The organism is Pedococcus sp. P2_D9 (genome assembly GCF_056404275.1).
Genome location: NZ_JBFUEI010000017.1, coordinates 38,204 through 60,131, shown reverse-complemented (window position 1 = coordinate 60,131; position 21,928 = coordinate 38,204). Strand labels below are relative to the sequence as shown.

Sequence of the window (21,928 nt, the reverse complement as noted above, 5' to 3'; positions counted from 1 at the left end):
CACCACCTGGGACGGTGGTCGGCACAAGGCAGGGGTTTGTGTCGCCCGCCGTCTTTGGTCCCCAGAGTGGCTCAACCAGAGCCGGTGAGTCGCGTCGGACAGCCGGTGTCGGCCGGCCGCACCTGCGGTCAGACCTTCGCGCTGTCGTGGGTGTAGCGGGTGACGGCGGGGTTGGCGGCCTTCACGGCTTCGAGACGGTGGTAGGCCTCACCCTGCGCCGGTCGCGGGTCGGTCTCGCCCTTGTTGGGCCACAGCGACATCGCACGCTCGGCCTGCGCGGTGATGGTCAGGGAGGGGTTGACCCCCAGGTTCGCCGACACCGCTGACCCGTCGACCACGTGCAGCTGCGGGTAGCCCCAGACCCGCTGGTAGGGGTCGACGACCCCGCGCTCGGGGGTCGAACCGATGGTGACGCCGCCGAGGAAGTGCGCCGTCAGAGGGATGTCTGCGATCTCGCTCAGGCCGCCGGTGGGATAGGTCGGGACGCCGGTCGCCTCCCTCAGCCTGCGCGCCAGGGCCTTCATGGCGTCGTGCCCGGCAGGGATATAGGTCGGGTTCGGCTCACCGTGCCCCTGTCGCGAGGTCAGCGTCCGTCCACCGAACCTGCCGCGCACGCCCGTCACCTGCAGGGAGTTGTCGCGGCTCTGCATGACCAGCCCGATGATGGTGCGCTCACTCCACCGGTGCTGTGACAGCGAGCGCACGAAGACGGCTGGGTGGCGGGCCACCTCGCGCAGGAACATCACGGGCCTCGGCAGCGAGCCCCCGGGCACGAGCAGGGTGGCCACGAGACCGACCGCGTTTGAGCCCGGACCGTACCGACAGTTCTCCACGTGGGTGTCGGCGTCCGGATGGAACGACGTCGTGATCGCCACGCCCCGGCTGAGCTCCATCCCCTCTTTCACGCGGTGCATCGTGACACCGTTGATCGCCTCGGAGTTGGTGCGGGTCAGGTGGCCGAGCCTGGCGGACAACCGCGGCAGCACCCCCGTCTGGCGCATGGAGTGCAGCAGCTTCTGGGTGCCCCACGTCCCCGCCGCGAACACCACCTGGTCCGCAGTGACGGTATGCCGGGCGCGCCGGAACCAGGCGCCGCTCGCCTCGTGCGTCACGGCATACCCGCCGCCGCGCCGCGGGGCGACACGGACGACCGTGCGCATCGGCTCGATGGTCACGCCGAGCGTCTCGGCCAGGGCAAGGTAGTTCTTCACGAGGGTGTTCTTGGCACCGACGCGACAGCCGACCATGCAGTTGCCGCACTCGGTGCACCCGGTGCGGTCAGGGCCGGCGCCGCCGAAGTAGGGGTCGGGCACACGTGTGCCGGGCATGCCGTAGAACACCCCTGTGGGGGTCTTGCGGAACGTGCCGCCGACGCCGAGGTCGTCGGCGGTCCGGCGCATGACGTCCTCGACGACGCCCTCACACGGGTTGGTGACGGCGCCGAGCATCGTCGAGGCGGTGTCGTAGTGGGGGGACAGCTCGGACTTCCAGTCGGTGATGTCGCCCCACTGGCGGTCCTCGAAGAACGACGCGGGCGGCACGTAGAGGGTGTTGGCGTAGTTGAGCGAGCCACCACCCACCCCGGCCCCGGCGAGGATCATGACGTCGGGAAGGCGGTGGACCCGCTGCACGCCGAAACACTTGAGGCGCGGCACCCACAGATAGCGGCGCAGGTCCCACGACGTCTTCGGAAGGTCCTCGTCGCGGAAGCGACGGCCGGACTCGATGACGTGGACCCGGTAGCCCTTCTCGGCCAGCCGCAGCGCGGCGACCGAGCCACCGAAACCGGACCCGACGACCACGACGTCGTAGTCGCGGTCAGGCGCGCTCGGGGTCACCGACGACCCAGCCTCATCGACGACCCAATGCCTTGAGCACCGTGAGCGCACTCGTCATCAGCCGGGCGTAGGTCTCCTCGCCCATGCCTGCGACCGGTGCGATCGGCAGGACGTACTGAGCCGTGACGTTCTGCGACTCGGTGTACTTGAGGATGCCCTCGCTGCCGTGACGGCGACCCACGCCGGACTGCTTCATCCCACCCATCGGGGACGCGATGCTCCCCCAGGCCGCGGCATACCCCTCGTTGATGTTGACGGTGCCGGCCTGGATGGCGGTGGCGATGCGGCGACCCCGCGCCACGTCGCGGGTGAAGACGGCGGCGTTGAGGCCGTAGTCGGTGTCGTTGGCCAGCCGGATCGCCTCCTCGTCGCTGTGCACCCGATAGATCGACACGACCGGACCGAACGTCTCGTCGTCGCGCAGCAGCATCGCGGCGGTGACGCCCTCGATCACGGTGGGCTCGTAGAAGTACGGGCCGAGGTCGGGGCGAGCCCGGCCGCCGGCAAGCACCCGAGCCCCCTTGGATCGGGCGTCGTCGACGTGGGCGGCCACCCGCTCGAGCTGTTGCGCCGAGACGAGCGAACCCATGTCGGTGCCATAGGCGAGCTCCGCCCCCAGCCGCATCTGCCCAACCGCCGCCACGAACCTGCGGGTGAACTCGTCGGCCACCGACTCGTGCACGAGGAGTCGCTCGATCGAGATGCACAGCTGCCCAGCCGAGGAGAAGCAGGCACGGACCGCACCCTCCACCGCCTTGTCGAGGTCGGCGTCGTCCGCGACGTACATCGAGTTCTTGCCGCCGAGCTCGAGCGAGTAGCCGACCAGACGGCCCGCCACGGAGGTCGCGACCGCTCGGCCGGTCTCGGTCGAGCCGGTGTAGCAGACGTAGTCGGTGAGGTCGACGACCGCCTGCCCGACGGTGGGGCCGTCGCCGAGGACGACCTGGAGGACCGACTCGGGCAGCCCCGCCTCCGTCAGCAGCTGCACCGCGCGGAGCGCCGTGAGCGAGGCCTGCTGGTCGGGGCGCAGGACGACGGCGTTGCCGGCCATCAGCGCGGGGATGGCGTCGGTGATCGCGAGCGAGAGCGGGTAGTTCCACGGGCTGACGATGCCGACGACCCCCCGCGCGTGGTGGTGGACCGTGCTCTGCGTGAGCACCGGGAAGAGCCCGGCACGGCGGCGCGGGCGCAGGTATGCCGCCGCGGAGCGGGCGTAGTGCCGCGCCACCAGGGCGACGTCGGCGACCTCTTCGAACGCCTGGCGACGGGTCTTGCCCGACTCGAGCTGGACGATGTCGAGCAGCTCGACCTGTCGTTCGAGGACGAGGTCGTGGTAGCGCAGGAAGATCCGCTCACGCAGCTCCATCGGCGTGCGCGACCACGAACGCTGCGCCGACCGTGCGGCGTCGACCGCGACGACGACGTCCTCCCGGGTCGACACCGGCAGCGACGCCAGGGGCGCCCCGGTCAGCGGCGTGTGGCTCACGAACTGCGCAGCTCGGGGGGCCGCGACCACCCGGCGAGCGAGCCGTCGGGCGTGCGCCGGGTCCACGGCATACGTCGCGGTGGGGTCGGTCTCGGGGTCGGCGATCAGGTCCGGAGCCATGCACGCAGCCTAGGTCCGGCAACCCTTTGTTACCAGCAGTAAGTTGGCGACCTTGCCCACATCCGGGTGGTCAGCTGCGCTGGTAGGGCGCGACCACGACCTCGACCCGCTGGAACTCCTTGAGGTCGGAGTACCCCGTCGTGGCCATGGCCCGTCGCAACGCCCCGATGAGGTTGGTCTTGCCGTCGGCGGTGCGTCCCGGGCCGAACAGGATCTGCTCCAGGGGCGCCAGGGCGCCGACCTCGACCCGCTCGCCACGCGGCAGCTCCGGGTGGTGCGCCTCGGATCCCCAGTGGTGCCCGCGACCAGGAGCGTCGGTGGCGCGCGCGAGCGCGGCTCCCAGCATGACGGCGTCGGCACCGCAGGCCACGGCCTTGACGATGTCGCCGCTGTCGCCCATGCCGCCGTCGGCGATGACGTGGACGTAGCGGCCGCCCGACTCGTCGAGGTAGTCGCGGCGGGCCGCAGCCACGTCGGCGATCGCGCTCGCCATCGGTGCGTGGATGCCGAGGGTGCGTCGCGTGGTGTGCGCGGCTCCACCGCCGAAGCCCACGAGCACGCCTGCCGCGCCGGTGCGCATGAGGTGCAGCGCTGCGGTGTAGGAAGCGGCCCCGCCGACGATGACGGGGACGTCGAGCTCGTAGATGAACCGCTTGAGGTTGAGGGGTTCGGCGCGACCGGAGACGTGCTCGGCACTGACGGTCGTGCCGCGGATGACGAACAGGTCGACCCCCGCGTCGATGACGGTCTTCCAGAACTGCTGGGTGCGCTGCGGGCTGAGCGCACCCGCGGCGGTCACTCCGGCCTCGCGCACCTGGCGCAACCGCTCGGTGATCAGCTCCGGCTGGATCTCGGCCGAGTAGATCTCCTGCATCCGCGCGGTCGCCAAGGCGGGGTCGAGCGTGGCGATCTCGGCGAGCAGCGGCGTCGGGTCCTCGTAGCGGGTCCAGAGGCCCTCGAGGTCCAACACCGGCAGGCCGCCCAGCTTGCCGAGCGCGATGGCGGAGTCGGGGGACATCACCGAGTCCATCGGCGCCGCGATGACCGGGATGTCGAAGTGGTAGGCATCGATCTGCCAGCCGACGGACACGTCCTCCGGGTCTCGGGTGCGCCGCGAGGGCACGACGGCGATGTCGTCGAAGGAGTAGGCCCGACGGCCCCGCTTGCCTCGGCCGATCTCGATCTCAGTCACCGCGCAAGGCTATCGGGAGCCGCGATGCACGGTGCGACACCGTCCGCGCGGGGTCTTGGCACCGCACCCCCTCGGTCCGGCACGCGTGCGCGCTTGACGTCCCGTCGCCGAGTGAGGGGGCGGCCGGCGACGGGACGCCCTTTATCGTCACAGCGGACCGTGTCCGGCCGGTTGCAACGACGTCCTTGGCGATCCCCCTGCCTGAACGCTGTAGCGCTCGTGTCGTCACCCTAGGTCGCCCACGCGCCCCGCGACTCACCCAGATTGCGTATGCCCGCCCCGCACGGGCGCGTGAGACGACCGTTCTACGAACCGGCTGCTCCGGAGGCGCTCACCAGGCCGTGACCGAAGAAGGAGGTCCACCCGTCGGAGCCGCCGTAGCACCTGAGCCGTTCGTCGGACGGCCCAAGCGGCTCCCAGTCCGCAGGGCAGGCCATCGGTGTCGCGCCGCGCTCCAGGGCTGCCATGACGGCGCTCGGCGACCAGCCCGGGTGGCGCTGGATGAGCAGCGCTGCGACGCCCGTCGCGTGCGGTGCCGCCATGGAGGTGCCGTTGAGGTACACGTAGGTCGCCCCCTGGTCGATGACGGTGATCCCGGGGAAAACCGCCTCGAGGGGGTCGAAGCCCGCCCAGATGTCACTGTCAGGCGGAACGGCACCCAGGATCGCGTCCTGAACGGTTCCGGTGGCGGAGAAGTAGTCCCCACCCGGTGCCGCGACGTCGCCGCCGACGCTGGAGTAGCCCGCGATGTTCATCGTGTAACCGGGGTAGCCGACCGGGCCGGTAGCCGAGACCGTGACCGCACCAGGCAGCTCAGCCGGCAGCACCCGGCAGCTGTTGTGGACGACCCGCTCGATCGGGGTGTCGTCGGGCCCGTCAGGACTGATGACGTCGAGGATCGGGTGCCTGAGGTCGGCCTCCTCGTTGCCGTTCGCGGCCACGATGAGAACACCCCGCTGGCGGGCGTAGCGCGCAGCCGAGGAGATGTCAGCCGCGAGTGCCCGCTGTTGCGCGTCGTTGCCGCAGTAGTAGAGGTACGGGTCGGCGAACAGGCTCAGGTTCACCACGTCGAGGCGCAGGTCGCCGGCAGCCCTCAGGGCATCGGCCACGGCGTACGCGAAGCAGTAGCCCGGCATCGTGCAGGCCTTGAGCGCGACGATGGTGGCCTTCGGCGCGATCCCGGCGATGCCGATGCCGTTGACGGGTGCCGCGATCTCGGAAGCGACGTGCGTGCCGTGGCCTGAGCGGTCATAGACAGCGGCCTTGTTGGTGCAGTCGCCGTTGCCGGCCTCCGAGGCGCTCGCCAGCCCGGCGAGGATGGCGGGGTCGTCGCTGCGGATGAAGGAGCAGGACGAGGCCAGGTCCAGGTTGGGCGTGATGTCGGGGTGGCGGAAGTCGATCCCCGAGTCGATGACGCCGACGCGCACGCCGGAGCCGTCCGCCAGCGCCCGGGTGGCGCCGTTGGCGCCGATCAGGGCCATGTCCCACTGGCACGCGGCCAGCGGTTCACTGCTCGGAGCGGCGAACACGCCGTCCCACAGGTCGTGGCAGATCGCGCTCAGCTCACCGGTCGTGGCGGCTTGGGTGCGCTGGGTGGCACCCACAGCGGTGCCGGTCAGAGCGGTCGAGGCGAGGGCGACCGCGGACATCGCGGTCAGGAGTCGCCGGTGGGATGTGCGCATGGTCCACCTCCGGGCCCGGTGCCCCCGCGCATCGAGGGCACGACCACGCTAGGTCGACCCCCGCGCCCGCGGATCGACCAGAACGCGTAGGAGACGTGTGCCGGGTGGCCGCCACCCGGCATACCTCGGGCTTGGTCAGCTCGGGCGCGTCAGCGACCGCTGTAGTTGGGGGCTTCCACGGTCATCTGGATGTCGTGCGGGTGGCTCTCCTTGAGACCCGCCGAGGTGATGCGCACGAACTTGCCACGGGCCTGGAGCTCGGGGACGGTGTGCGCGCCGACGTAGAACATCGACTGGTGCAGACCACCGACCAGCTGGTGGACGACGCCGGAGACGGGGCCGCGATAGGCGACCTGGCCCTCGATGCCCTCGGGGACGATCTTGTCGTCGCTGGTGACGTCGGCCTGGAAGTAGCGGTCCTTGGAGTAGGACTTCTTGCCGCGGGAGGACATCGCGCCCAGCGAACCCATGCCGCGGTAGGACTTGAACTGCTTGCCGTTGACGAAGATCAGCTCACCGGGGCTCTCCTCGCACCCGGCCAGCAGCGAACCCAGCATGACCGTGTCGGCACCGGCGACGAGCGCCTTGGCGATGTCTCCGGAGTACTGGAGGCCACCGTCGCCGATGACCGGTACGCCGGCCCGGCGACAGGCCAGGGACGCGTCGTGGATGGCCGTGACCTGCGGGACGCCCACTCCGGCGACGACGCGCGTGGTGCAGATCGAGCCGGGTCCGACGCCTACCTTGACCGCGTCGACGCCGGCGTCCACCAGCGCCTGGGCGCCGGCGCGCGTGGCGACGTTGCCGCCGATGACCTGGACGTGCGCGGTGGCGGGGTCGGCCTTGAGCCGGCGGATCATGTCGAGCAGGAGGCGGGCGTGCCCGTGGGCGGTGTCGACGACGAGGACGTCGACACCGGCCTCCATCAGGGTGGTCGCCCGCTCCCACGAGTCGCCGAAGTAGCCGACGGCAGCGCCGACCATGAGGCGTCCATGGTCGTCCTTGCTGGCGTCGGGGAACTGCTCGGACTTCACGAAGTCCTTGACGGTGATCAGCCCCGCGAGCCGGCCCTGGTCGTCGACGAGGGGCAGCCGCTCGCGCTTGTGCTGGCGCAGCAGGGCCGTGGCGTCGGCGCGGGAGATGCCGACCGCGCCCGTCACCAGCGGCATCGGGGTCATGACGTCGCGGACGCGGGTGGTGGCCCATTCGGCGACGGGGGTGAACCGCAGGTCGCGGTTGGTGATCATCCCGAGCAGGGAGTTGTCGGGGGCGACGACCGGCAGGCCGGAGACGCGGTACTCGCCGCAGATCCGGTCGAGCTCCTCGAGGGTGGCGTCGGGGCCGATCGTGATGGGGTTGCTGATCATCCCCGTCTGGGTCCGCTTCACGAGGTCGACCTGGTAGGCCTGGTCCTCGATCGAGAGGTTGCGGTGCAGCACGCCCAGGCCACCCTGCCGGGCCATGGCGATGGCCATCCGCGACTCGGTCACGGTGTCCATCGCGCTGGAGATCAGCGGGGTGCGCAGCGAGATCTCGCGGGTGAGTCGTGCGGTGGTGTCGACCTCGGACGGGATCACGTCGGTCTCGCCGGGCAGGAGCAGGACGTCGTCGTAGGTCAGGCCCAGCTTGCCGAACGGGTCGTGCTCCTCGAGCTCGGGAGCGGGATCGACGGCGGGGTCCGGGGCTGGGGCGGGAGCGGACTCCTGCAGGCGCCGAATGTCATCGAGGTCCACACCAAGGCTCATTGCCCAATCGTAACGGGCGCCGACCCCACCCCCGGACGGACCTCCGGAAGCGGCCGATGGCGGGCCGACGACGGGCTGACGACGGGCTGCCGAGGCCCCGCCGCGGCACCGTCCAGCATTCGGGACAACCCCCGTCTGGGTGCGCGGCCTTGAACAAGTCCTTACGTTCCAACCCTGTTTCCGCAGGTCAGAGGGCGGTAGCGTCCGAGACGTGCGGCACCGTGCCGCAGGGAGAAGAGGGACGACATGGCTGAGTTGTCACGGCTTCCAGGACCGGTTGCTGACCTGTGGGAATGGCAGCTCGACGGTTCGTGTCGCCAGATCAACCCAGAGGTCTTCTTCCACCCCGAAGGTGAACGCGGACCGGCGCGCCGCTCCCGCGACACCCAGGCCAAGGAAGTCTGCCTGGCCTGCCCGGTCCTCAAGCAGTGCCGGGAGCACGCCCTGCGGGTCCGGGAGCCCTACGGCGTCTGGGGTGCGATGACCGAGGACGAGCGCGAGGCGTACTACGCCGGCCACGCCGTCCCCGCCGCCAGCTGAGCGACCTACACTCGGCTGCGTGAGCAGCCCCGTGGAAGTCCCCATCCGTGACGAGTCCATTCGGCTCGGGCAGCTGCTCAAGCTCGCCGGCGTCGTCGACGACGGCGCCATGGCGCGGTCGGTCATCGAGCTCGGTGAGGTCACCGTCGACGGCGAGGTGGAGGTTCGTCGCGGCGCCCAGGTGCGCCCCGGACAGACCGTCGGGTATGCCGGTCAGCAGCTGACCGTGGTCAGCGACGCCTGATCAGGGGGCTCAGTCGGCGACGACGAGCAGGGCTCGCAGCATGTCGCGGGTCTGGGCGCTGACCGGCCAGGAGTCCTTCGCCTTCCAGTCGACGGTGAACCGGTCGGCGCAGACGCTGCTGAGCTCGACGACGCGGCCATCGTCGGTCATGACTCGCACCACGAACAGCGAGCTCCCAGCCGAGCAGGAGCTGCCGGGGACCGCGCTCGACCCGGCCTTGGCCAGGTCGGCGTTGAGCTGCGCGAGCTGTGGGCCGCCCATGACGTTGCCCCGGATCCCGCGGTACCGAGGGACCTTCGTGAGCATCGGTCGTGGGTGCAGGCAGGCAGTGGCCGCCTTCAGCACGGTCCCCCGCGGCAGGCTCGGTGGGGCGACGCCCGGCGCCGAGCGGGTCCTCCCCAAGATCGACGGGCACCCGAGGAAGACGGCGCCGGTGTCGCCGGGCCCCGGTCCTTCCTCGGCCGACTGCTCCGCCAGCGCGACGTAGTAGCTCGCCAGGGCCGGCCAGCCGTTGCAGGCGAGACCTTCGTTGGCGTAGGTCGTCATGATGCCGTCCTTGCCCTGCAACACCATCCGGAAGGCTGGCCCCTGAGGCAGGTCCGCGCACTCGGCTCCGCTGGTGCGCGGCTGCAGGGTCAGTGCGTCGACGGCGAGCGGAATGCTGACCGGGGCATCGGGCGGCAGTGAGCCTGCCCAGACGGACCCCTCGTCGGTCTGGGCGCAGACGAGCACGGCCGCGACGGTGATGCTGAGCGGCTGGCTGCGCACGACGGGCGGGGTCGGCGGACCGAAGGTCGTCCGGCAGCTCAGGGCCGCCGGTGGTGGCGTCGGCGGAGTCGGGAGCCCACCGTCGCCACCTCGCGAGACGACTCCCCCGACAAGGGCCACCACCGCCAGGCCGGCCACGGCGAACGCCCACCCGCGCGCACCACGCAGCCACCCGGCATACGACCTCGGCGGTTGGAGGAGCCCGTTGATCGACGGGTCCTGCGGCGGCAGGCCTGCCAGGAGGGCACGCAGACCCTCCTCGTCGAGGGCGAGGAGCGCGCCGACGGTCGCCATGGCGTGCAGGCGGTGGCGGTGCACCGCGGCGACGCCGTCGTCGAGGGCATCGGCGATCTGGGCCTCGCTGAGGCCGTCGAAGGACCACAGCACGAGCGTCGCGCGTTCACGACGGGACAACCCGGCGAGGGCGGCGAGCACGGCCGCCTTCGTGGGTGGGGGCGAAGCTGCGTTTCGCGGCCCCGCGGAACCCTCGGGCTCGTCGTGACTGCGACGACGCAGCTGCGGCCGCAGGTAGCTCGCCATCAGTGACTTGCGCAGCTCGGCGTCGTAGGACCCTGCACCTACCTCGGACAGGTGGTGCCACTGCGGCCAGCTGCGCGCGAGCGTGGCGCGGACGAGGGACTCGGCGCCCCTCTCGTCGCCAACCAGCAGCCACGCGGTCCGCAGCAGGTCGGCGCCCCGGGCCACGACGTACTCGTCGAAGCTGGGGGGTTCGGCGAACCGATCCGCCATGGGCCACCTCGCTCTGCGCCACCCCTCTTCCCGCATCGTATGCCGCGGAGCCCAGGTCGCGGCGAGCCCTCAGGTGGTGGCGCGCAGCTCCCTGGCGTGCATCGACGAGCCAATCGTGGCGGCGCCCACCAGCGTGGCGACCAGCACGGCTCCCACCGCGCCACCGACGAACATGGCCAGGTCGGCCCACGCCACGGGGATCGGCACGAAGTGGGTGCCGAGGTCCCAGTTGCCCGAGTCGTCGTTCGCGACCTCGAGGCGCCCGCCGCCGGTGAAACCGCGCATCGCCACGGTCCCGACCGCCGCAGCCAGCACGACCATGGGCACCACGGGCAGCAGCGTCTCGATGAGGTGGGCGCGGACGAGCATCGACCGTGGCACACCGGCAACGGCCAGTGCCGCGAGCGCCCTGCGACGCAGCATCATCGACTCCAGCTGGATCACCAGCAGGCCGGCGGCCCCGAGCAGCAGCGCGACCCCGACAACGACGGAGATGACGTCGAACGTGCTCGCGAAGAAGGCTGTGTCCGGTCGCTGCAGGTTTGCCTCCATCGTGAAGGCGGCGGCACCCGCGCCGAAGAGCACCGCCAGGATCACACTGGCCGTCGCCCGGCTCGCAGACCACGGGTCGGCCACCATCCGCCGCGCCGCGATCAGTGCGGCGACGGAAGTCGGGCGCGCGGCCAGCACCCGGCCGAGCAGGTGTGACACGGACGCGCTGCCGAACAGCAGAGCGACCAGGATGACGACGACCAGGACCATCGGCGGCCACGTGGACAGCGACCGGTGCTCCAGCAGCTCCAGCCGCCCGAGGATGCTCGGCCAGGCTGCGAAGGCCGCAGAGGCAAGGACCAGCGCCACGACGGGGAGAGCTGCGGGTGGGCGACGTCGGACCTGGCGGACGACACCGAACGGCGTCAGCGCGACCCGACGTAGCGCCAGGCGGCTGAGCAGCACGGCCCCGACCGGCACGAGGAGCAGCGAGATCGCGGCGGCCCACCAGTGCGGCCAGACGTCCACCGGCAGGGCCGGACCGGGGGCCACGAGCACCTGCCGAGGAGAACCATCCGGGCCCCGGACCGATGCGGTGAACGGCTTCGGGGCACGGAGCACCAACCTGGCCACCAGGAAGGCCGAAGCAGCGAGGGCCGAGCCCCCTGCCGCAGCGATCCCCGTCTCCCACGAGACCACGCGACGGGCCTCGCCGGGCGTCATACCCGCCAGGCGGAACGCCGCGAGGCGCCGGTCCCGCCGGGGTGACCCGACGCGCACCCCGAGGCCGGTGAGCACGAACGCAGGCAGGCTGAGGAGGACGAGCGCGGCGACGACCCCTGCGTGCAGTCCGGAGTCGTTGAGCACCTCGACGCGGTAAGCCCGCCCTTCCGGGACCGACACCACAACTGCCGCAGTGAGCAGGATGAAGGCGGTGAAGGCGGCGCCGAGCGCCGTGATCGCGAGGCGCAGCCGGTCGACGCGCCCACCCGTCAGCGCGAACCTCAAGGCCTGGAGGAGGTCATGAGCCGGCCCGCGGGCTCGAGGCCGAAGCCGACGCCGACGCCGCGGAACCAAGCACCGCACCGTTGACGCCGAGGCCGCCGGAGAGCCGGCCGTCGCGCACCTCGATGTCACGGTCGCCGTAAGCCGCGACACGAGCCTCGTGCGAGACCAGCACGACGGTGGTGCCCGTCTCCCGCGCGGTCTCGGCAATGGCAGTCATGACCTGCTCGGCAGCCATCGAGTCGAGGGCCCCGGTCGGTTCGTCGGCGAAGAGGACAGCCGGCTCGGTGACCATGGCCCTGGCCACGGCCACCCGTTGGGCTTGCCCGCCCGACATCTGCCCGGGCCGGTGGTCGGCCTGGTCCCCGACGCCGAACCGGTGCAACCAGGACTGCGCCCGGTCGAACGCCTCGGCCCGCTTCATCCCGCCGAGCAGGAGCGGGAGTGCCACGTTCTCGACCGCAGGCAGCTCCTCGACCAGCTGCCCGAACTGGAACAGCACGCCGAACTGCTCACGTCGCAGGCGGGAGCGGGCAGCCTCGCTCTCGGCACTGATGACCCGCTCGCCGAACTCCACCGTGCCGGCATCGGGAGCCAGCACACCGGCCAGGCACAGGAGGAGCGACGACTTCCCCGATCCCGAAGGCCCGGTCACCGCCAGGATCTCCCCGTGCCGCACGTCCAGGTCGATCCCCCGCAGCGCCGGCGTCAGCCCGTAGGCCAGCGTCAGACCTCGCGCCTTGAGCACGGTCCCCTTGTTCATACCCCGATTTCCTCTCTCAGAGTGCCGACGCGCTGGAGTGCCGCGTCCATCCACTTCAGGTCTGCATCCAGGTGCGCGAGGGCGTAGTCGGCGGCCAGGACCTCGTGCAGCGACGAGTCCCGGGCCGACTTGGCAGCCGTGAAGGCCCGCATCCGGGCCAGGTGTGCGGACCGCTGGGCCCGCAGGAACGCCGACGCCCCTGCCTCGTCGCCGAGCAGCAGCGCGATCGTCACCTTGAGCTCGAACGGGTTGGCGACGTGCTCGGACGGCTCATCGGTCGATGCGAGCCACGACCGCAGCTCCTCGGATCCCGCTTCGGTGATCTCGAAGACCATCCGATCGGGCCCGTCGACCCGCTGCACCCCGCGTGGCTCGACGAGCCCGCGGCGGTGCAGCCGGTCCAGCGTCGAGTAGACCACTCCGAAGGCGATGGGTTTGGCCTGCGGGAAGCGCTGGTCGTGCTCTCGCTTCAGGTCATACCCGTGCCGCTGCCCCCTGCGCAGCAGCCCGAGGATGACGTGACCTGTCGACATGACGCTCACTATTCACTACATGAATAGTGAGCGCAAGCACTTCGGCTGCATCCGCGTGGTCAACGCGGGTCAGCGCACGACGAAGGCCCGCCCCCGCAGTGGGGACGGGCCTTCGTGAGGTATGCCACGCAGCTCAGCGCCGCGCGTCGTCAGTCCTGAACGACCTGCTGCGCCCGGTCAGTGACCGTGGCCGTGACCGTGGCCGCCGGCTCCCTGGCCGTCCTCGTCTTCCTTCTTCTCCACGACGAGCGTGTCGGTGGTGAGCACCATCGACGCGATCGAGGCGGCGTTGACCAGCGCGGAGCGGGTGACCTTGACCGGGTCGATGACGCCGGCCTTGATCAGGTCGCCGTACTCACCGGTCGCGGCGTTGAGGCCGTTGCCCGGGCTGAGCTCGCGCACCTTGGAGACGGCGACGTAGCCCTCCATGCCGGCGTTCTCGGCGATCCAGCGCAGCGGCTCGGCCGAGGCCTTCTTGACGATGAGCGCACCGGTCGCCTCGTCGCCCTCGAGGTCGAGGTCGTCGATGACGGTGGAGGCGTGGACGAGGGCGGAGCCGCCACCGGCGACGATGCCCTCCTCGATGGCCGCGCGGGTCGCCGAGATGGCGTCCTCGATGCGGTGCTTCTTCTCCTTGAGCTCCACCTCAGTGTGGGCACCCACCTTGATGACGCAGACCCCACCGGCGAGCTTGGCGAGGCGCTCCTGGAGCTTCTCGCGGTCCCAGTCGGAGTCGGTGCGCTCGATCTCGGCCTTGAGCTGGTTGACCCGGCCGGTGACGTCGTCGGGCTTGCCGGCGCCGTCGATGATCGTGGTGTTGTCCTTGGTGACGACGACGCGACGGGCCTGGCCCAGCACGTCCAGGTCAGCCTGGTCGAGCTTGAGGCCGACCTCCTCGGAGATGACCTGGCCACCGGTGAGGGTCGCCATGTCCTGCAGCATCGCCTTGCGACGGTCGCCGAAGCCGGGGGCCTTGACCGCGACCACGTTGAACGTGCCGCGGATCTTGTTGACGACGAGGGTCGACAGCGCTTCGCCGTCGATGTCCTCGGCGATGATCAGCAGCGGCTTGCCGGTCTTGATGACCTTCTCCAGCACCGGCAGGACGTCGGCGATGGCCGAGATCTTGCCCTGGTTGATGAGGATGTAGGCGTCCTCGACCACGGCCTCCATGCGCTCGGCGTCGGAGACGAAGTAGGGCGAGATGTAGCCCTTGTCGAACTGCATGCCTTCGGTGAACTCGAGCTCGGTGGTCGCCGTCGACGACTCCTCGACGGTGATGACACCGTCCTTGCCGACCTTGTCGAACGCCTCGGCGATGGTCGACCCGATCGTCTCGTCCTGGGCGGACAGCGCGGCGACCTGGGCGATCTCTTCCTTGCCCTCGATCTCGCGAGCCGTCTCGAGCAGCTTGGCGCTCACTGCCTGGACCGCTGCGTCGATGCCGCGCTTCAGGCTGGCCGGGGCGGCACCTGCGGCAACGTTGCGCAGGCCCTCCTTGACCATGGCCTGGGCGAGCACGGTGGCCGTCGTGGTGCCGTCACCAGCGATGTCGTTGGTCTTGGTGGCGACCTCCTTCGCGAGCTGGGCGCCGAGGTTCTCGTAGGGGTCCTCGAGCTCGATCTCGCGGGCGATGGTCACGCCGTCGTTGGTGATCGTGGGGGCGCCCCACTTCTTGTCGATGACGACGTTGCGGCCCTTCGGGCCGAGCGTCACCTTGACCGCGTTCGCGAGCGCGTCAACTCCGCGCTCAAGCGACTTGCGGGCGGAGTCGTTGAACTCCAGCGTCTTAGCCATGAAAGTCCTTCTCTAGCAATCGGGTTCAGGAGGGATTGAAGGCAACGTGCCCTGTATGCCGGCAGGCCGGCATACAGGGCACGTCACTCACGCGGTGCGGATGCTCAGCCGACGATGGCGAGGACGTCGCGAGCGGAGAGGATGAGGTACTCCTCGCCGCCGTGCTTGATCTCGGTGCCGCCGTACTTGCTGTAGATGACCCGGTCGCCGACGGTGACGTCGAGCGGGACGCGGTTGCCGTTGTCGTCGATCCGGCCGGGACCGATCGCGAGGACCTCGCCCTCCTGGGGCTTCTCCTTCGCGGTGTCCGGGATGACGAGGCCAGACGCGGTGGTCTGCTCGGCCTCGACGGACTTGACGACGATGCGGTCTTCGAGCGGCTTGATGGAAACCGACACGATGATGACCTCCCCTTCGGGAATGTCGAAGATGGACAGGTGGATGGTGCTGGTCGTGCTGTGGTGCTCTGCTTGCTCTGGCACAGAAGTTGCTCTGGCACAGAAGTCACTGCCTGGCGGTCGCCGTCGCGGGGATCGACCGACTGGCTGCGTTAGCACTCGGCGAACCGGAGTGCCAACGCAAATCTAGGCTCGCGGTTAGCACTCGGTCAACTCGAGTGCCAGAGTTTGTCGGCGCGTTCGCCACGAGCGGACGACGCAGGACTGCGCGACGGACAAACCAGTTGCCGGGTCGGCCCCGCGGGCGGCAGTGTCGGCCACGTGACCGACACCCACGAGACCTCTGCCGGGACCTCCCCCGAGAACGCCGCCGACACCTCCGCCGTGCTGCTGCGAGCGTACGACGAGCAGCTGCGCGAGGAGCGGGAGGTGCCGTCGTCACTGGCCACCGCCCGGCTCGGCCCCCTCGTGCTCGCGACGTTCATGGGTGGGCACGGCTTCATCACCTACCGCACCCTCGACACCGACGCCGGTCCGGCCACGAGGGAGTCGGTCGCACAGCTCGTGGCTGGGGCCCTCGCGCACTACGAGGCGATGCCCGAGATCACGGCCGTCGAGTGGAAGTCCCGGGGCCACGACCACGCCCCCGGCCTGCACGAGGCCCTGGTCGCACGCGGTTTCACCCCCGACGAACCCGAGTCGATCATGATCGGCGAGGCCCGCCTGCTCGCCGTCGACTTCGCGCTGCCCGACGGCGTCGCCATCCGACGGGTGACCGACGAGGGCGACATCCGGGCGATGTGCTCCATGCAGGCGGAGGTGTTCGGCGACGACGCCAAGGAAGCCAAGGACCACGCGGACCAGGTCCTGCACCGGCTGCGGACCCGCGACGACATGGAGATGTGGGTGGCCGAGCACGACGGCCAGATCGTCAGCGCCGGACGGCTCGAGCCCGTCGCCGGCACCGAGTTCGCCGGCATCTGGGGCGGCGCGACCCGGCCCGAGTTCCGCGGACGGGGGATCTACCGAGCCCTGACCTCCGCGCGGGCACGCTCGGCCATCGGCCACGGCAAGCGCTACATCAACAGCGACTCGACCGAGTTCTCCCGGCCGATCCTCGAGCGCTCCGGCTTCCTCAAGGTGTCGACCACGACCCCCTACGAATGGCGACGCCCGTAGTCCACCCACCACCCGGGCGTACGACAGAATGCCGGGCATGGATCTGGCCCTGCTGCGACGGCTGACCACCGGCGAGGGCTGGGGTCTGCTGCAGTCCCTCCCGCCGTACGACGAGTCGGCCGCCTTGGGATTGCAGCACCGGCTGCGCACCGCGGGGTTCGAGCCGGACCTCGTCGCAGCTGCCCTGAACCAGGCCCGGCTGCGAGCCAAGGCCCAGGACAAGTTCGGCGAGTTCGCCCGCGGGATGGTGCTCACCTCCGATGGGCTCGAGCAGGCGACCCGGCTGGCGGTGGCCGCTCAGCACGCCCAGCGCTTCCGGGCCGCCGGCATCCACACGGTGCACGACCTCGGGTGCGGCATCGGTTCGGACGCCATGGCGATGGCGGGCCTCGACCTGCGGGTCAGGGCCATCGACGCCGACGAGGTCACCGCGGGGATCGCGGCGGTGAACCTGCGGCACTGGCCGGACTCCACGGCATACCAAGGGGTGGCGGAGGAGTTCACCGCGCCGGCTGGTGAGGGGGCGCGCGGCGTGGGGGCGTGGCTCGACCCGGCGCGACGCACGCCCGGCGTCGCCGACGTGAGCGGCCGGACCCGCAGGATCTTCAACCTCGCCGAGATCTCGCCGAGCTGGACCACCGTCCAGGAGGTGGCCCGCGCACTGCCGGCCACCGGGGCCAAGCTGAGCCCCGGCTTCCCGCACGCGGCCCTGCCTCCGGGCGCGGAGGCGCAGTGGACGTCCTGGGAGGGCGACGTCGTCGAGTGTGCCGTGTGGTGGGGACCGCTGGTGCGGACTGGTGGGCGCACCGCCGCCCTGCTGCGCGAGGCCGGGCCAGCCGTGGTCGTGACCGAGGCAGAGGGGGACGGCACCGCTCCACCGCTGCAGAACCTCGCCGACGTGGGTGGCTGGCTCTACGAACCTGACAAGGCAGTGCTGCGCGCCGGTCTGGTGGGTGCACTCACGGCCGCGACCGACGGGGCCGAGCTGGACGCCGGCGTCGGCTACGTCGGGTCGAGCCGGTCCGTCGACGTCCCCTTCGCCAAGCGGTATGCCGTGGTGGAGGCGATGCCGTTCAACGTCAAGGCGTTGCGCGGCTGGCTCCGCGACCACGGCATCGACCGGCTGACCATCAAAAAGCGCGGCGTCAGCGTCGACGCGGACCTGCTGCGACGACAGCTGCGACTGCCCGCGAAGGGGCACAACGAGGCGATCGTGATCCTCACCCGCGTGCGCAGCAACCAGGTCGCGATCATCGTCCGACCCGCCTGACCGGCGCGGCAACCGGAGGCAACTGCAGGCACCCCTGGTCAAGCCGTGCCCGAAATCGCCGGGAGTTCGCCCTGCGCCGTTACCATCTCGTATCCTCGACCGCGATGCCTTCCCCTCACACCACCGGCTCCGGCCGCCATCGAGCCACCAGGACCCGCCGCGCCGCGGTCCTGTCTGGCCTCTGGCGACGCCCCAGCCACCGGTCTGCGCTCAAGGGTCTCGGCGTCGCCGCCTCGGCTCTCGGCGTGGCCACCGCCTTCGCGGCCCCCGCGTCGATCCCGACCCTCGAGCTGACGTCCGCACAGGTTCGGCCCCCGGTCGAGGCGCGGGCCGAGGCCGTGTCAGCACCGGCCCGGGTCACCCGCTACGGCGTCATCGGGTTCACCGCGCAGGCCGAGTCGGCCGGGCGCAGCAAGCCGCGGCCCTCAGCGAGCCCGACGGCCGATCGCACGAGCACGGCGGTCTCGCGCAACACCTCACGCGCGGGCCTGTCCAACGTCGGTGGCATGACGCCGAACGCGATCGCCGTCATCAACGCCGTCAAGAAGCAGTTCCCCGGCTCCGGGCCGTTCGGCGGATTCCGCGCCGGCGACCCGGGAGACCACGGCAGCGGTCACGCCGTCGACATCATGTGCAGCACGGCCGAGGGCAACGAGATCGCCAGCTTCCTGCAGGCCAATCCCGGGGCCCTGAACATCAAGTACCTCATCTGGCGTCAGCGCATCTGGAATCCGGGCGGCACCTGGGAGGCCATGGCGGACCGTGGCAGCCCCACGGCCAACCACTACGACCACGTGCACGTCTCGGTCTACTAGACCGCCCTCTCGACTCCTGGCCACCCGTGTGGCACGCGGGCGGGGTTGCACGTGTCTCGTGAGCCACTGATGGCCCGACGTCGCGGACGGTCCGGCTGGTCTGGCTAGAGCTCGGGGTCGAGCTGGGCACCGCGGTGACGGACCGCATCCGCGCCGGCCTGGCTCGCTGCCCTCACGGCCGCCTCGCGGTCCGCTCCGCTCGCCAGAGCCGCCGCCAGCGCCCCACAGAACGCGTCGCCAGCGCCGGTCGTGTCGACCACCTCCGCCTCGTCCACGGGTATGCCGTCCGACCGCTCCCCGTCCCAGCTGCACCCGGCTGCGCCGAAGGTCACCAGCACCGAGGTCGGGGCGGCATCGCTGTCGGCCAGCTGGAGCGCCTCGTGCTCGTTGACCACGAGCGGGTCGGCGAGGGCCACGACGTCGCGCGGCAGGGCGGCATACGGGGCTGCGTTGAGGACCACGCGGGCGCCACGCCCGTGGGCGGCGCGCGCGGCAGCTGCGACGGTCCGCAGCGGCACCTCGAGCTGGACCAGCAGGACGTCGCCGGGCTCGAGGTCGGACAAGGGGTCCGGCAGGTCGTCGGCCGAGACGTGGGCGTTGGCACCGGGGATGACCACGATGGAGTTCTCGCCCTCGTCGTCGACGGTGATCCACGCCTGGCCTGTGGGGGCGGCATCGACGACGCGCACGGCCGAGACGTCGATCCCGCGGGAGCGAAGCCGCTGCAGGTAGGCCTGGCCTGCGTCGTCCGACCCGACGGCGCCGACCAACCCCACTGTCGCACCGGTCGCGGCAGCCGCGACGGCCTGGTTGCCGCCCTTCCCGCCCGCGAACCGGTGCAGCGGGCCGTCGGCGAGGACGGTCTCGCCCGGCCCCGGGTGGCGCTCGACCGCAGCGACGAGGTCGACGTTGAGCGACCCGAGGACGACCACCCGCCCCATCAGCGCCTCCCGCCGCTGACGGTGTCGAGCCACAGGGTGGCGTAGCGCTGGCCGTCGACCTCGAGGCAGACGTCGATGGTGGACCGGGCCTGGCCGTGGGGGTCGTGGGCCAGGCCACCTGACCACTCCCGCCTGTCCACGATCGTGCGTCCGCGGGACCAGGTGCCCGCGAGCTCGACGCGCACCGGGAGCCGCTCACGGCGCACTCCTCCCGGCTCCAGGACGGCGCAGACGGCACCGGCGTCGCCGATCGTGGCGTCCGGTGACCCGAACCGCTCACACTGGAACTCGATGAGGCGCCCGGCCAGCTCGGCTGCGTCGTGACCACCCGGTGCCGCCAGGGTGCGGGCCGTCTCGAGGCTGACCCGTGGCTCGTAGAAGACGTCCAGGCCGTACATCGTGAGCGGGATGTCGAGGTCGGCACAGGCGTCGAGCACGACTGCCGCGGCCTCCGGGTCGTGGAAGACGTTGAACTCGGCCGAGGCTGTCGCATTGCCGACCTGCGCTGCCCCGCCCATGAAGACGATCTCGCGAATCCCCTTGGCAACACTGGGATAGGTGCGCAGGAGCAGGGCCAGGTTGGTGAGCGGTGCAAGCGGGATCAGGGTGACCCGGCGGGCGTCGTCGGCGTGGGCGGCAGCCTCCAAGAGCACGTCGCGCAACAGCTCCACGGCGTGGCGGGAGTCGGGCCGGCGCTCGGACCTGGCCCAGTCGAGATCACCCATCCCGTCCCGGCCATGGACGTGCCTGGCGTCGACCGGTTCCTCCAGCAACGGGCGTTCGGCACCCCTGGCCACCGGGACGTCGGCGCGGTCCGCCGCGTCCAGCACGGTGAGGGTGTTGGCCACGACGGCGTCCACCGCCGCGTTGCCCCCCACGCACGTCACGGCACGCAGGTCGAGCGCTGGATGCAGCGCCGCCAACAACAGCGCACAGGCGTCGTCGACCCCGGTGTCGACGTCCAGGACGACGGGAATGGCCATGTGGCGATCCTGCCAGAGGCGGGTTGGCGGCAGCCCGGTCCGGGTTTCGTCGCGGCTGCGTGGCCGAGGTAGGTTCCGTGCGTGACTGCTCACCCGGCGCGCCACGCCCGCCTCCTCCTGGTCGGCCTGGCGGTCGCGGCGCTCACGGCGACCGCAGGGTGCGACGCGGGCAGCGGGTCGTCGGGCACTGGGTCTTCGGGCAGCGGGTCTTCGGGTACCTCAGGGTCTTCGTCGGGGTCGGCCACCAGCCCGAGCAGCTCCAGCTCTGGGCCCTCGAGCACGTCCAGCACGACGACCACCCCAGCCCCCACCTGTGGCGAGCAGCTCGCTGCCGCGATGACCGCGCCGCAACGGGCCGGTCAGCTGCTGATGGTCGGGCTCCAGCCGACCGGCAGCTCACGGGCCCTCGCTGCCCAGATCCGGTCGCAGCGGCTGGGTGGGGTGATCTACCTCGGCGGGTGGTCGGGCGGGTCCGCTTCGATGGCGACCATCTCGAAGCGACTGAGGACGGCGGCCGCGGACGGGCTGCTGGTGGCCGCCGACCAGGAGGGCGGCCAGGTCCAGCAGCTGCGAGGCCCGGGGTTCACCCGGATGCCGTCGGCCCGCACCCAGGCCACGACCGGCGTCGCCCGCGAGGAGAAGAACGTCGAGCAGTGGTCCCGCGAGCTCGCGGCTGCAGGCGTCAACGTCAACCTGGCACCGGTGGCGGACACCGTGCCCACCTCGCTGGGCGCGGCCAACCAGCCGATCGGACGCTACCGCCGCGACTTCGCCCCCGGTTCGCCCTCGACCAACGCGAGGTATGCCGCGGCCTTCGTCCGCGGGACCCTCGCTGCCGGCATCGCCCCCACCCTCAAGCACTTCCCGGGGCTTGGTCGCGTCACCGGCAACACCGACGTGAGCAGCAGCGGCATCACCGACCGCACGACCGACGCCGGCGACCCCTACCTGGCACCGTTCGCCGCGGGAGTCGGTGCCGGCGCACCGATCGTCATGATCTCCTCGGCCCGCTATCCCAGGCTCGACCCGGACAACCCGGCGATGTTCTCCAAGGCCGTGGTCACCGGGCTGCTTCGCGACACGATGGGCTTCGACGGAGTCGTGATCACCGACGACGTGGGCGCCGCCAAGGCCGTGTCGTCGATTCCGGTCGGCCAGCGGGCGACCCGTTTCATCGCTGCCGGTGGCGACGTCGTCCTCACCGCCAGGGCGTCGCAGGCGCCGGTCATGCTCAAGGCGATCGCCGCCAAGCGGGCAGCCAGCCCGGCCTTCGCGGCCCAGGTCGACGCGGCGGCGGCGAGGGTGCTCGACCTCAAGGCCGACCTCGGCCTCGTGAAGTGCTCCTGACCGACAGCTTCACCGGCTCCCAGGGATGGCCTGCCGGGTC

20 protein-coding genes are annotated in these 21,928 nt (G+C 71.1%); 6 read left to right on the top strand and 14 right to left on the bottom strand.

The genetic code is table 11. From position 1 onward, the window contains the following. Nucleotides 1–128 precede the first annotated feature (128 nt). From AC1DXJ_RS19650 to guaB, 5 genes are all read right to left on the bottom strand, one after another. Nucleotides 129–1,838 carry a GMC oxidoreductase gene (locus AC1DXJ_RS19650; RefSeq protein WP_477633112.1) on the bottom strand — a complete coding sequence of 570 codons (1,710 nt, stop codon included), beginning with the start codon at nt 1,836–1,838 and terminating at the stop codon, nt 129–131. 13 nt (nt 1,839–1,851) lie between these two features. Further along, a complete protein-coding gene (locus AC1DXJ_RS19645) occupies nt 1,852–3,444 on the bottom strand; it encodes a succinic semialdehyde dehydrogenase (RefSeq protein WP_477614777.1) in 1,593 nt (530 codons plus the stop codon). A gap of 70 nt (nt 3,445–3,514) precedes the next feature. Further along, nucleotides 3,515–4,636: a GuaB3 family IMP dehydrogenase-related protein gene (locus tag AC1DXJ_RS19640; RefSeq protein ID WP_477614776.1), complete on the bottom strand. Its 1,122-nt coding sequence runs from the start codon at nt 4,634–4,636 to the stop codon at nt 3,515–3,517. Between the two features lie 305 nt (nt 4,637–4,941). After that, entirely contained in the window at nt 4,942–6,318 is a 1,377-nt protein-coding gene (locus AC1DXJ_RS19635) for a S8 family peptidase (RefSeq protein WP_477637784.1), read from the bottom strand. 149 nt (nt 6,319–6,467) lie between these two features. Next, on the bottom strand, nt 6,468–8,063 hold the full coding sequence (gene guaB / locus AC1DXJ_RS19630) for an IMP dehydrogenase (protein WP_477614774.1): 1,596 nt from the start codon (nt 8,061–8,063) through the stop codon (nt 6,468–6,470). Between the two features lie 246 nt (nt 8,064–8,309). Between guaB and AC1DXJ_RS19625 the strand changes: the two genes are divergently transcribed. Both AC1DXJ_RS19625 and AC1DXJ_RS19620 read left to right on the top strand, forming a co-directional pair. After that, nucleotides 8,310–8,603, top strand: coding sequence for a WhiB family transcriptional regulator (locus tag AC1DXJ_RS19625; protein WP_477614773.1), 294 nt, complete (start codon nt 8,310–8,312; stop codon nt 8,601–8,603). Between the two features lie 19 nt (nt 8,604–8,622). Beyond that, complete coding sequence (locus tag AC1DXJ_RS19620) at nt 8,623–8,847, top strand: RNA-binding S4 domain-containing protein (RefSeq protein WP_477614772.1); 225 nt, start codon at nt 8,623–8,625, stop codon at nt 8,845–8,847. A gap of 9 nt (nt 8,848–8,856) precedes the next feature. Here the strand turns inward: AC1DXJ_RS19620 and AC1DXJ_RS19615 are convergent, their stop codons facing one another. The 6 genes from AC1DXJ_RS19615 to groES form a co-directional block, all read right to left on the bottom strand. Continuing rightward, entirely contained in the window at nt 8,857–10,365 is a 1,509-nt protein-coding gene (locus AC1DXJ_RS19615; RefSeq protein WP_477614771.1) for an RNA polymerase sigma factor, read from the bottom strand. 69 nt (nt 10,366–10,434) lie between these two features. Further along, a complete protein-coding gene (locus AC1DXJ_RS19610) occupies nt 10,435–11,865 on the bottom strand; it encodes an FtsX-like permease family protein (RefSeq protein ID WP_477637783.1) in 1,431 nt (476 codons plus the stop codon). 13 nt (nt 11,866–11,878) lie between these two features. Next, nucleotides 11,879–12,625 carry an ABC transporter ATP-binding protein gene (locus tag AC1DXJ_RS19605; protein ID WP_477637782.1) on the bottom strand — a complete coding sequence of 249 codons (747 nt, stop codon included), beginning with the start codon at nt 12,623–12,625 and terminating at the stop codon, nt 11,879–11,881. Then, nucleotides 12,622–13,158: a PadR family transcriptional regulator gene (locus AC1DXJ_RS19600; protein ID WP_477614768.1), complete on the bottom strand. Its 537-nt coding sequence runs from the start codon at nt 13,156–13,158 to the stop codon at nt 12,622–12,624. The genes AC1DXJ_RS19605 and AC1DXJ_RS19600 overlap by 4 nt, the downstream gene beginning before the upstream one ends. A gap of 177 nt (nt 13,159–13,335) precedes the next feature. Further along, a complete protein-coding gene (gene groL, locus AC1DXJ_RS19595; RefSeq protein WP_477614767.1) occupies nt 13,336–14,955 on the bottom strand; it encodes a chaperonin GroEL in 1,620 nt (539 codons plus the stop codon). Between the two features lie 104 nt (nt 14,956–15,059). Further along, the gene (gene groES / locus AC1DXJ_RS19590) at nt 15,060–15,353 is read right to left on the bottom strand and encodes a co-chaperone GroES (RefSeq protein ID WP_056882342.1); all 294 of its coding nucleotides are present in this window, start codon (nt 15,351–15,353) and stop codon (nt 15,060–15,062) included. Between the two features lie 321 nt (nt 15,354–15,674). Here groES and AC1DXJ_RS19585 point away from each other — a divergent pair, with 321 nt between their 5' ends. The 3 genes from AC1DXJ_RS19585 to AC1DXJ_RS19575 all read left to right on the top strand — a co-directional run bounded on the left by AC1DXJ_RS19585 (nt 15,675) and on the right by AC1DXJ_RS19575 (nt 18,617). Beyond that, a complete protein-coding gene (locus tag AC1DXJ_RS19585) occupies nt 15,675–16,532 on the top strand; it encodes a GNAT family N-acetyltransferase (protein WP_477637781.1) in 858 nt (285 codons plus the stop codon). Nucleotides 16,533–16,569: 37 nt separating this feature from the next. Beyond that, complete coding sequence (locus AC1DXJ_RS19580; protein WP_477637780.1) at nt 16,570–17,802, top strand: class I SAM-dependent methyltransferase; 1,233 nt, start codon at nt 16,570–16,572, stop codon at nt 17,800–17,802. Nucleotides 17,803–17,906: 104 nt separating this feature from the next. Beyond that, nucleotides 17,907–18,617 carry a VldE C-terminal domain-containing protein gene (locus AC1DXJ_RS19575; RefSeq protein WP_477637779.1) on the top strand — a complete coding sequence of 237 codons (711 nt, stop codon included), beginning with the start codon at nt 17,907–17,909 and terminating at the stop codon, nt 18,615–18,617. 104 nt (nt 18,618–18,721) lie between these two features. Here the strand turns inward: AC1DXJ_RS19575 and AC1DXJ_RS19570 are convergent, their stop codons facing one another. The 3 genes from AC1DXJ_RS19570 to AC1DXJ_RS19560 form a co-directional block, all read right to left on the bottom strand. Next, nucleotides 18,722–19,558, bottom strand: a complete 837-nt coding sequence (locus AC1DXJ_RS19570; RefSeq protein ID WP_477637778.1) for a ribokinase — start codon at nt 19,556–19,558, stop codon at nt 18,722–18,724. Next, the gene (locus AC1DXJ_RS19565) at nt 19,558–20,541 is read right to left on the bottom strand and encodes a nucleoside hydrolase (protein ID WP_477637777.1); all 984 of its coding nucleotides are present in this window, start codon (nt 20,539–20,541) and stop codon (nt 19,558–19,560) included. Before AC1DXJ_RS19565 ends, AC1DXJ_RS19570 begins: the two co-directional genes overlap by 1 nt. Before the next feature lie 89 nt (nt 20,542–20,630). Further along, nucleotides 20,631–20,840, bottom strand: coding sequence for a hypothetical protein (locus AC1DXJ_RS19560; protein WP_477637776.1), 210 nt, complete (start codon nt 20,838–20,840; stop codon nt 20,631–20,633). Nucleotides 20,841–20,877: 37 nt separating this feature from the next. Here AC1DXJ_RS19560 and AC1DXJ_RS19555 point away from each other — a divergent pair, with 37 nt between their 5' ends. Continuing rightward, a complete protein-coding gene (locus AC1DXJ_RS19555; RefSeq protein WP_477637775.1) occupies nt 20,878–21,888 on the top strand; it encodes a glycoside hydrolase family 3 N-terminal domain-containing protein in 1,011 nt (336 codons plus the stop codon). The last annotated feature ends 40 nt before the right edge of the window (nt 21,889–21,928 follow it).

Excerpts from the sequence above, each read along its gene's own strand:
- AC1DXJ_RS19565 (WP_477637777.1), bottom strand. The coding sequence starts at position 20,541 with ATGGCCATTCCCGTCGTCCTGGACGTCGACACCGGGGTCGACGACGCC.
- groL (WP_477614767.1), bottom strand. The coding sequence starts at position 14,955 with ATGGCTAAGACGCTGGAGTTCAACGACTCCGCCCGCAAGTCGCTTGAG.
- AC1DXJ_RS19615 (WP_477614771.1), bottom strand. The coding sequence starts at position 10,365 with ATGGCGGATCGGTTCGCCGAACCCCCCAGCTTCGACGAGTACGTCGTG.
- guaB (WP_477614774.1), bottom strand. The coding sequence starts at position 8,063 with ATGAGCCTTGGTGTGGACCTCGATGACATTCGGCGCCTGCAGGAGTCC.
- AC1DXJ_RS19605 (WP_477637782.1), bottom strand. The coding sequence starts at position 12,625 with ATGAACAAGGGGACCGTGCTCAAGGCGCGAGGTCTGACGCTGGCCTAC.
- AC1DXJ_RS19635 (WP_477637784.1), bottom strand. The coding sequence starts at position 6,318 with ATGCGCACATCCCACCGGCGACTCCTGACCGCGATGTCCGCGGTCGCC.
- AC1DXJ_RS19580 (WP_477637780.1), top strand. The coding sequence starts at position 16,570 with ATGGATCTGGCCCTGCTGCGACGGCTGACCACCGGCGAGGGCTGGGGT.
- AC1DXJ_RS19575 (WP_477637779.1), top strand. The coding sequence starts at position 17,907 with ATGCCTTCCCCTCACACCACCGGCTCCGGCCGCCATCGAGCCACCAGG.
- AC1DXJ_RS19645 (WP_477614777.1), bottom strand. The coding sequence starts at position 3,444 with ATGGCTCCGGACCTGATCGCCGACCCCGAGACCGACCCCACCGCGACG.
- AC1DXJ_RS19600 (WP_477614768.1), bottom strand. The coding sequence starts at position 13,158 with ATGTCGACAGGTCACGTCATCCTCGGGCTGCTGCGCAGGGGGCAGCGG.
- AC1DXJ_RS19625 (WP_477614773.1), top strand. The coding sequence starts at position 8,310 with ATGGCTGAGTTGTCACGGCTTCCAGGACCGGTTGCTGACCTGTGGGAA.
- AC1DXJ_RS19555 (WP_477637775.1), top strand. The coding sequence starts at position 20,878 with ATGACCGCGCCGCAACGGGCCGGTCAGCTGCTGATGGTCGGGCTCCAG.
- AC1DXJ_RS19570 (WP_477637778.1), bottom strand. The coding sequence starts at position 19,558 with ATGGGGCGGGTGGTCGTCCTCGGGTCGCTCAACGTCGACCTCGTCGCT.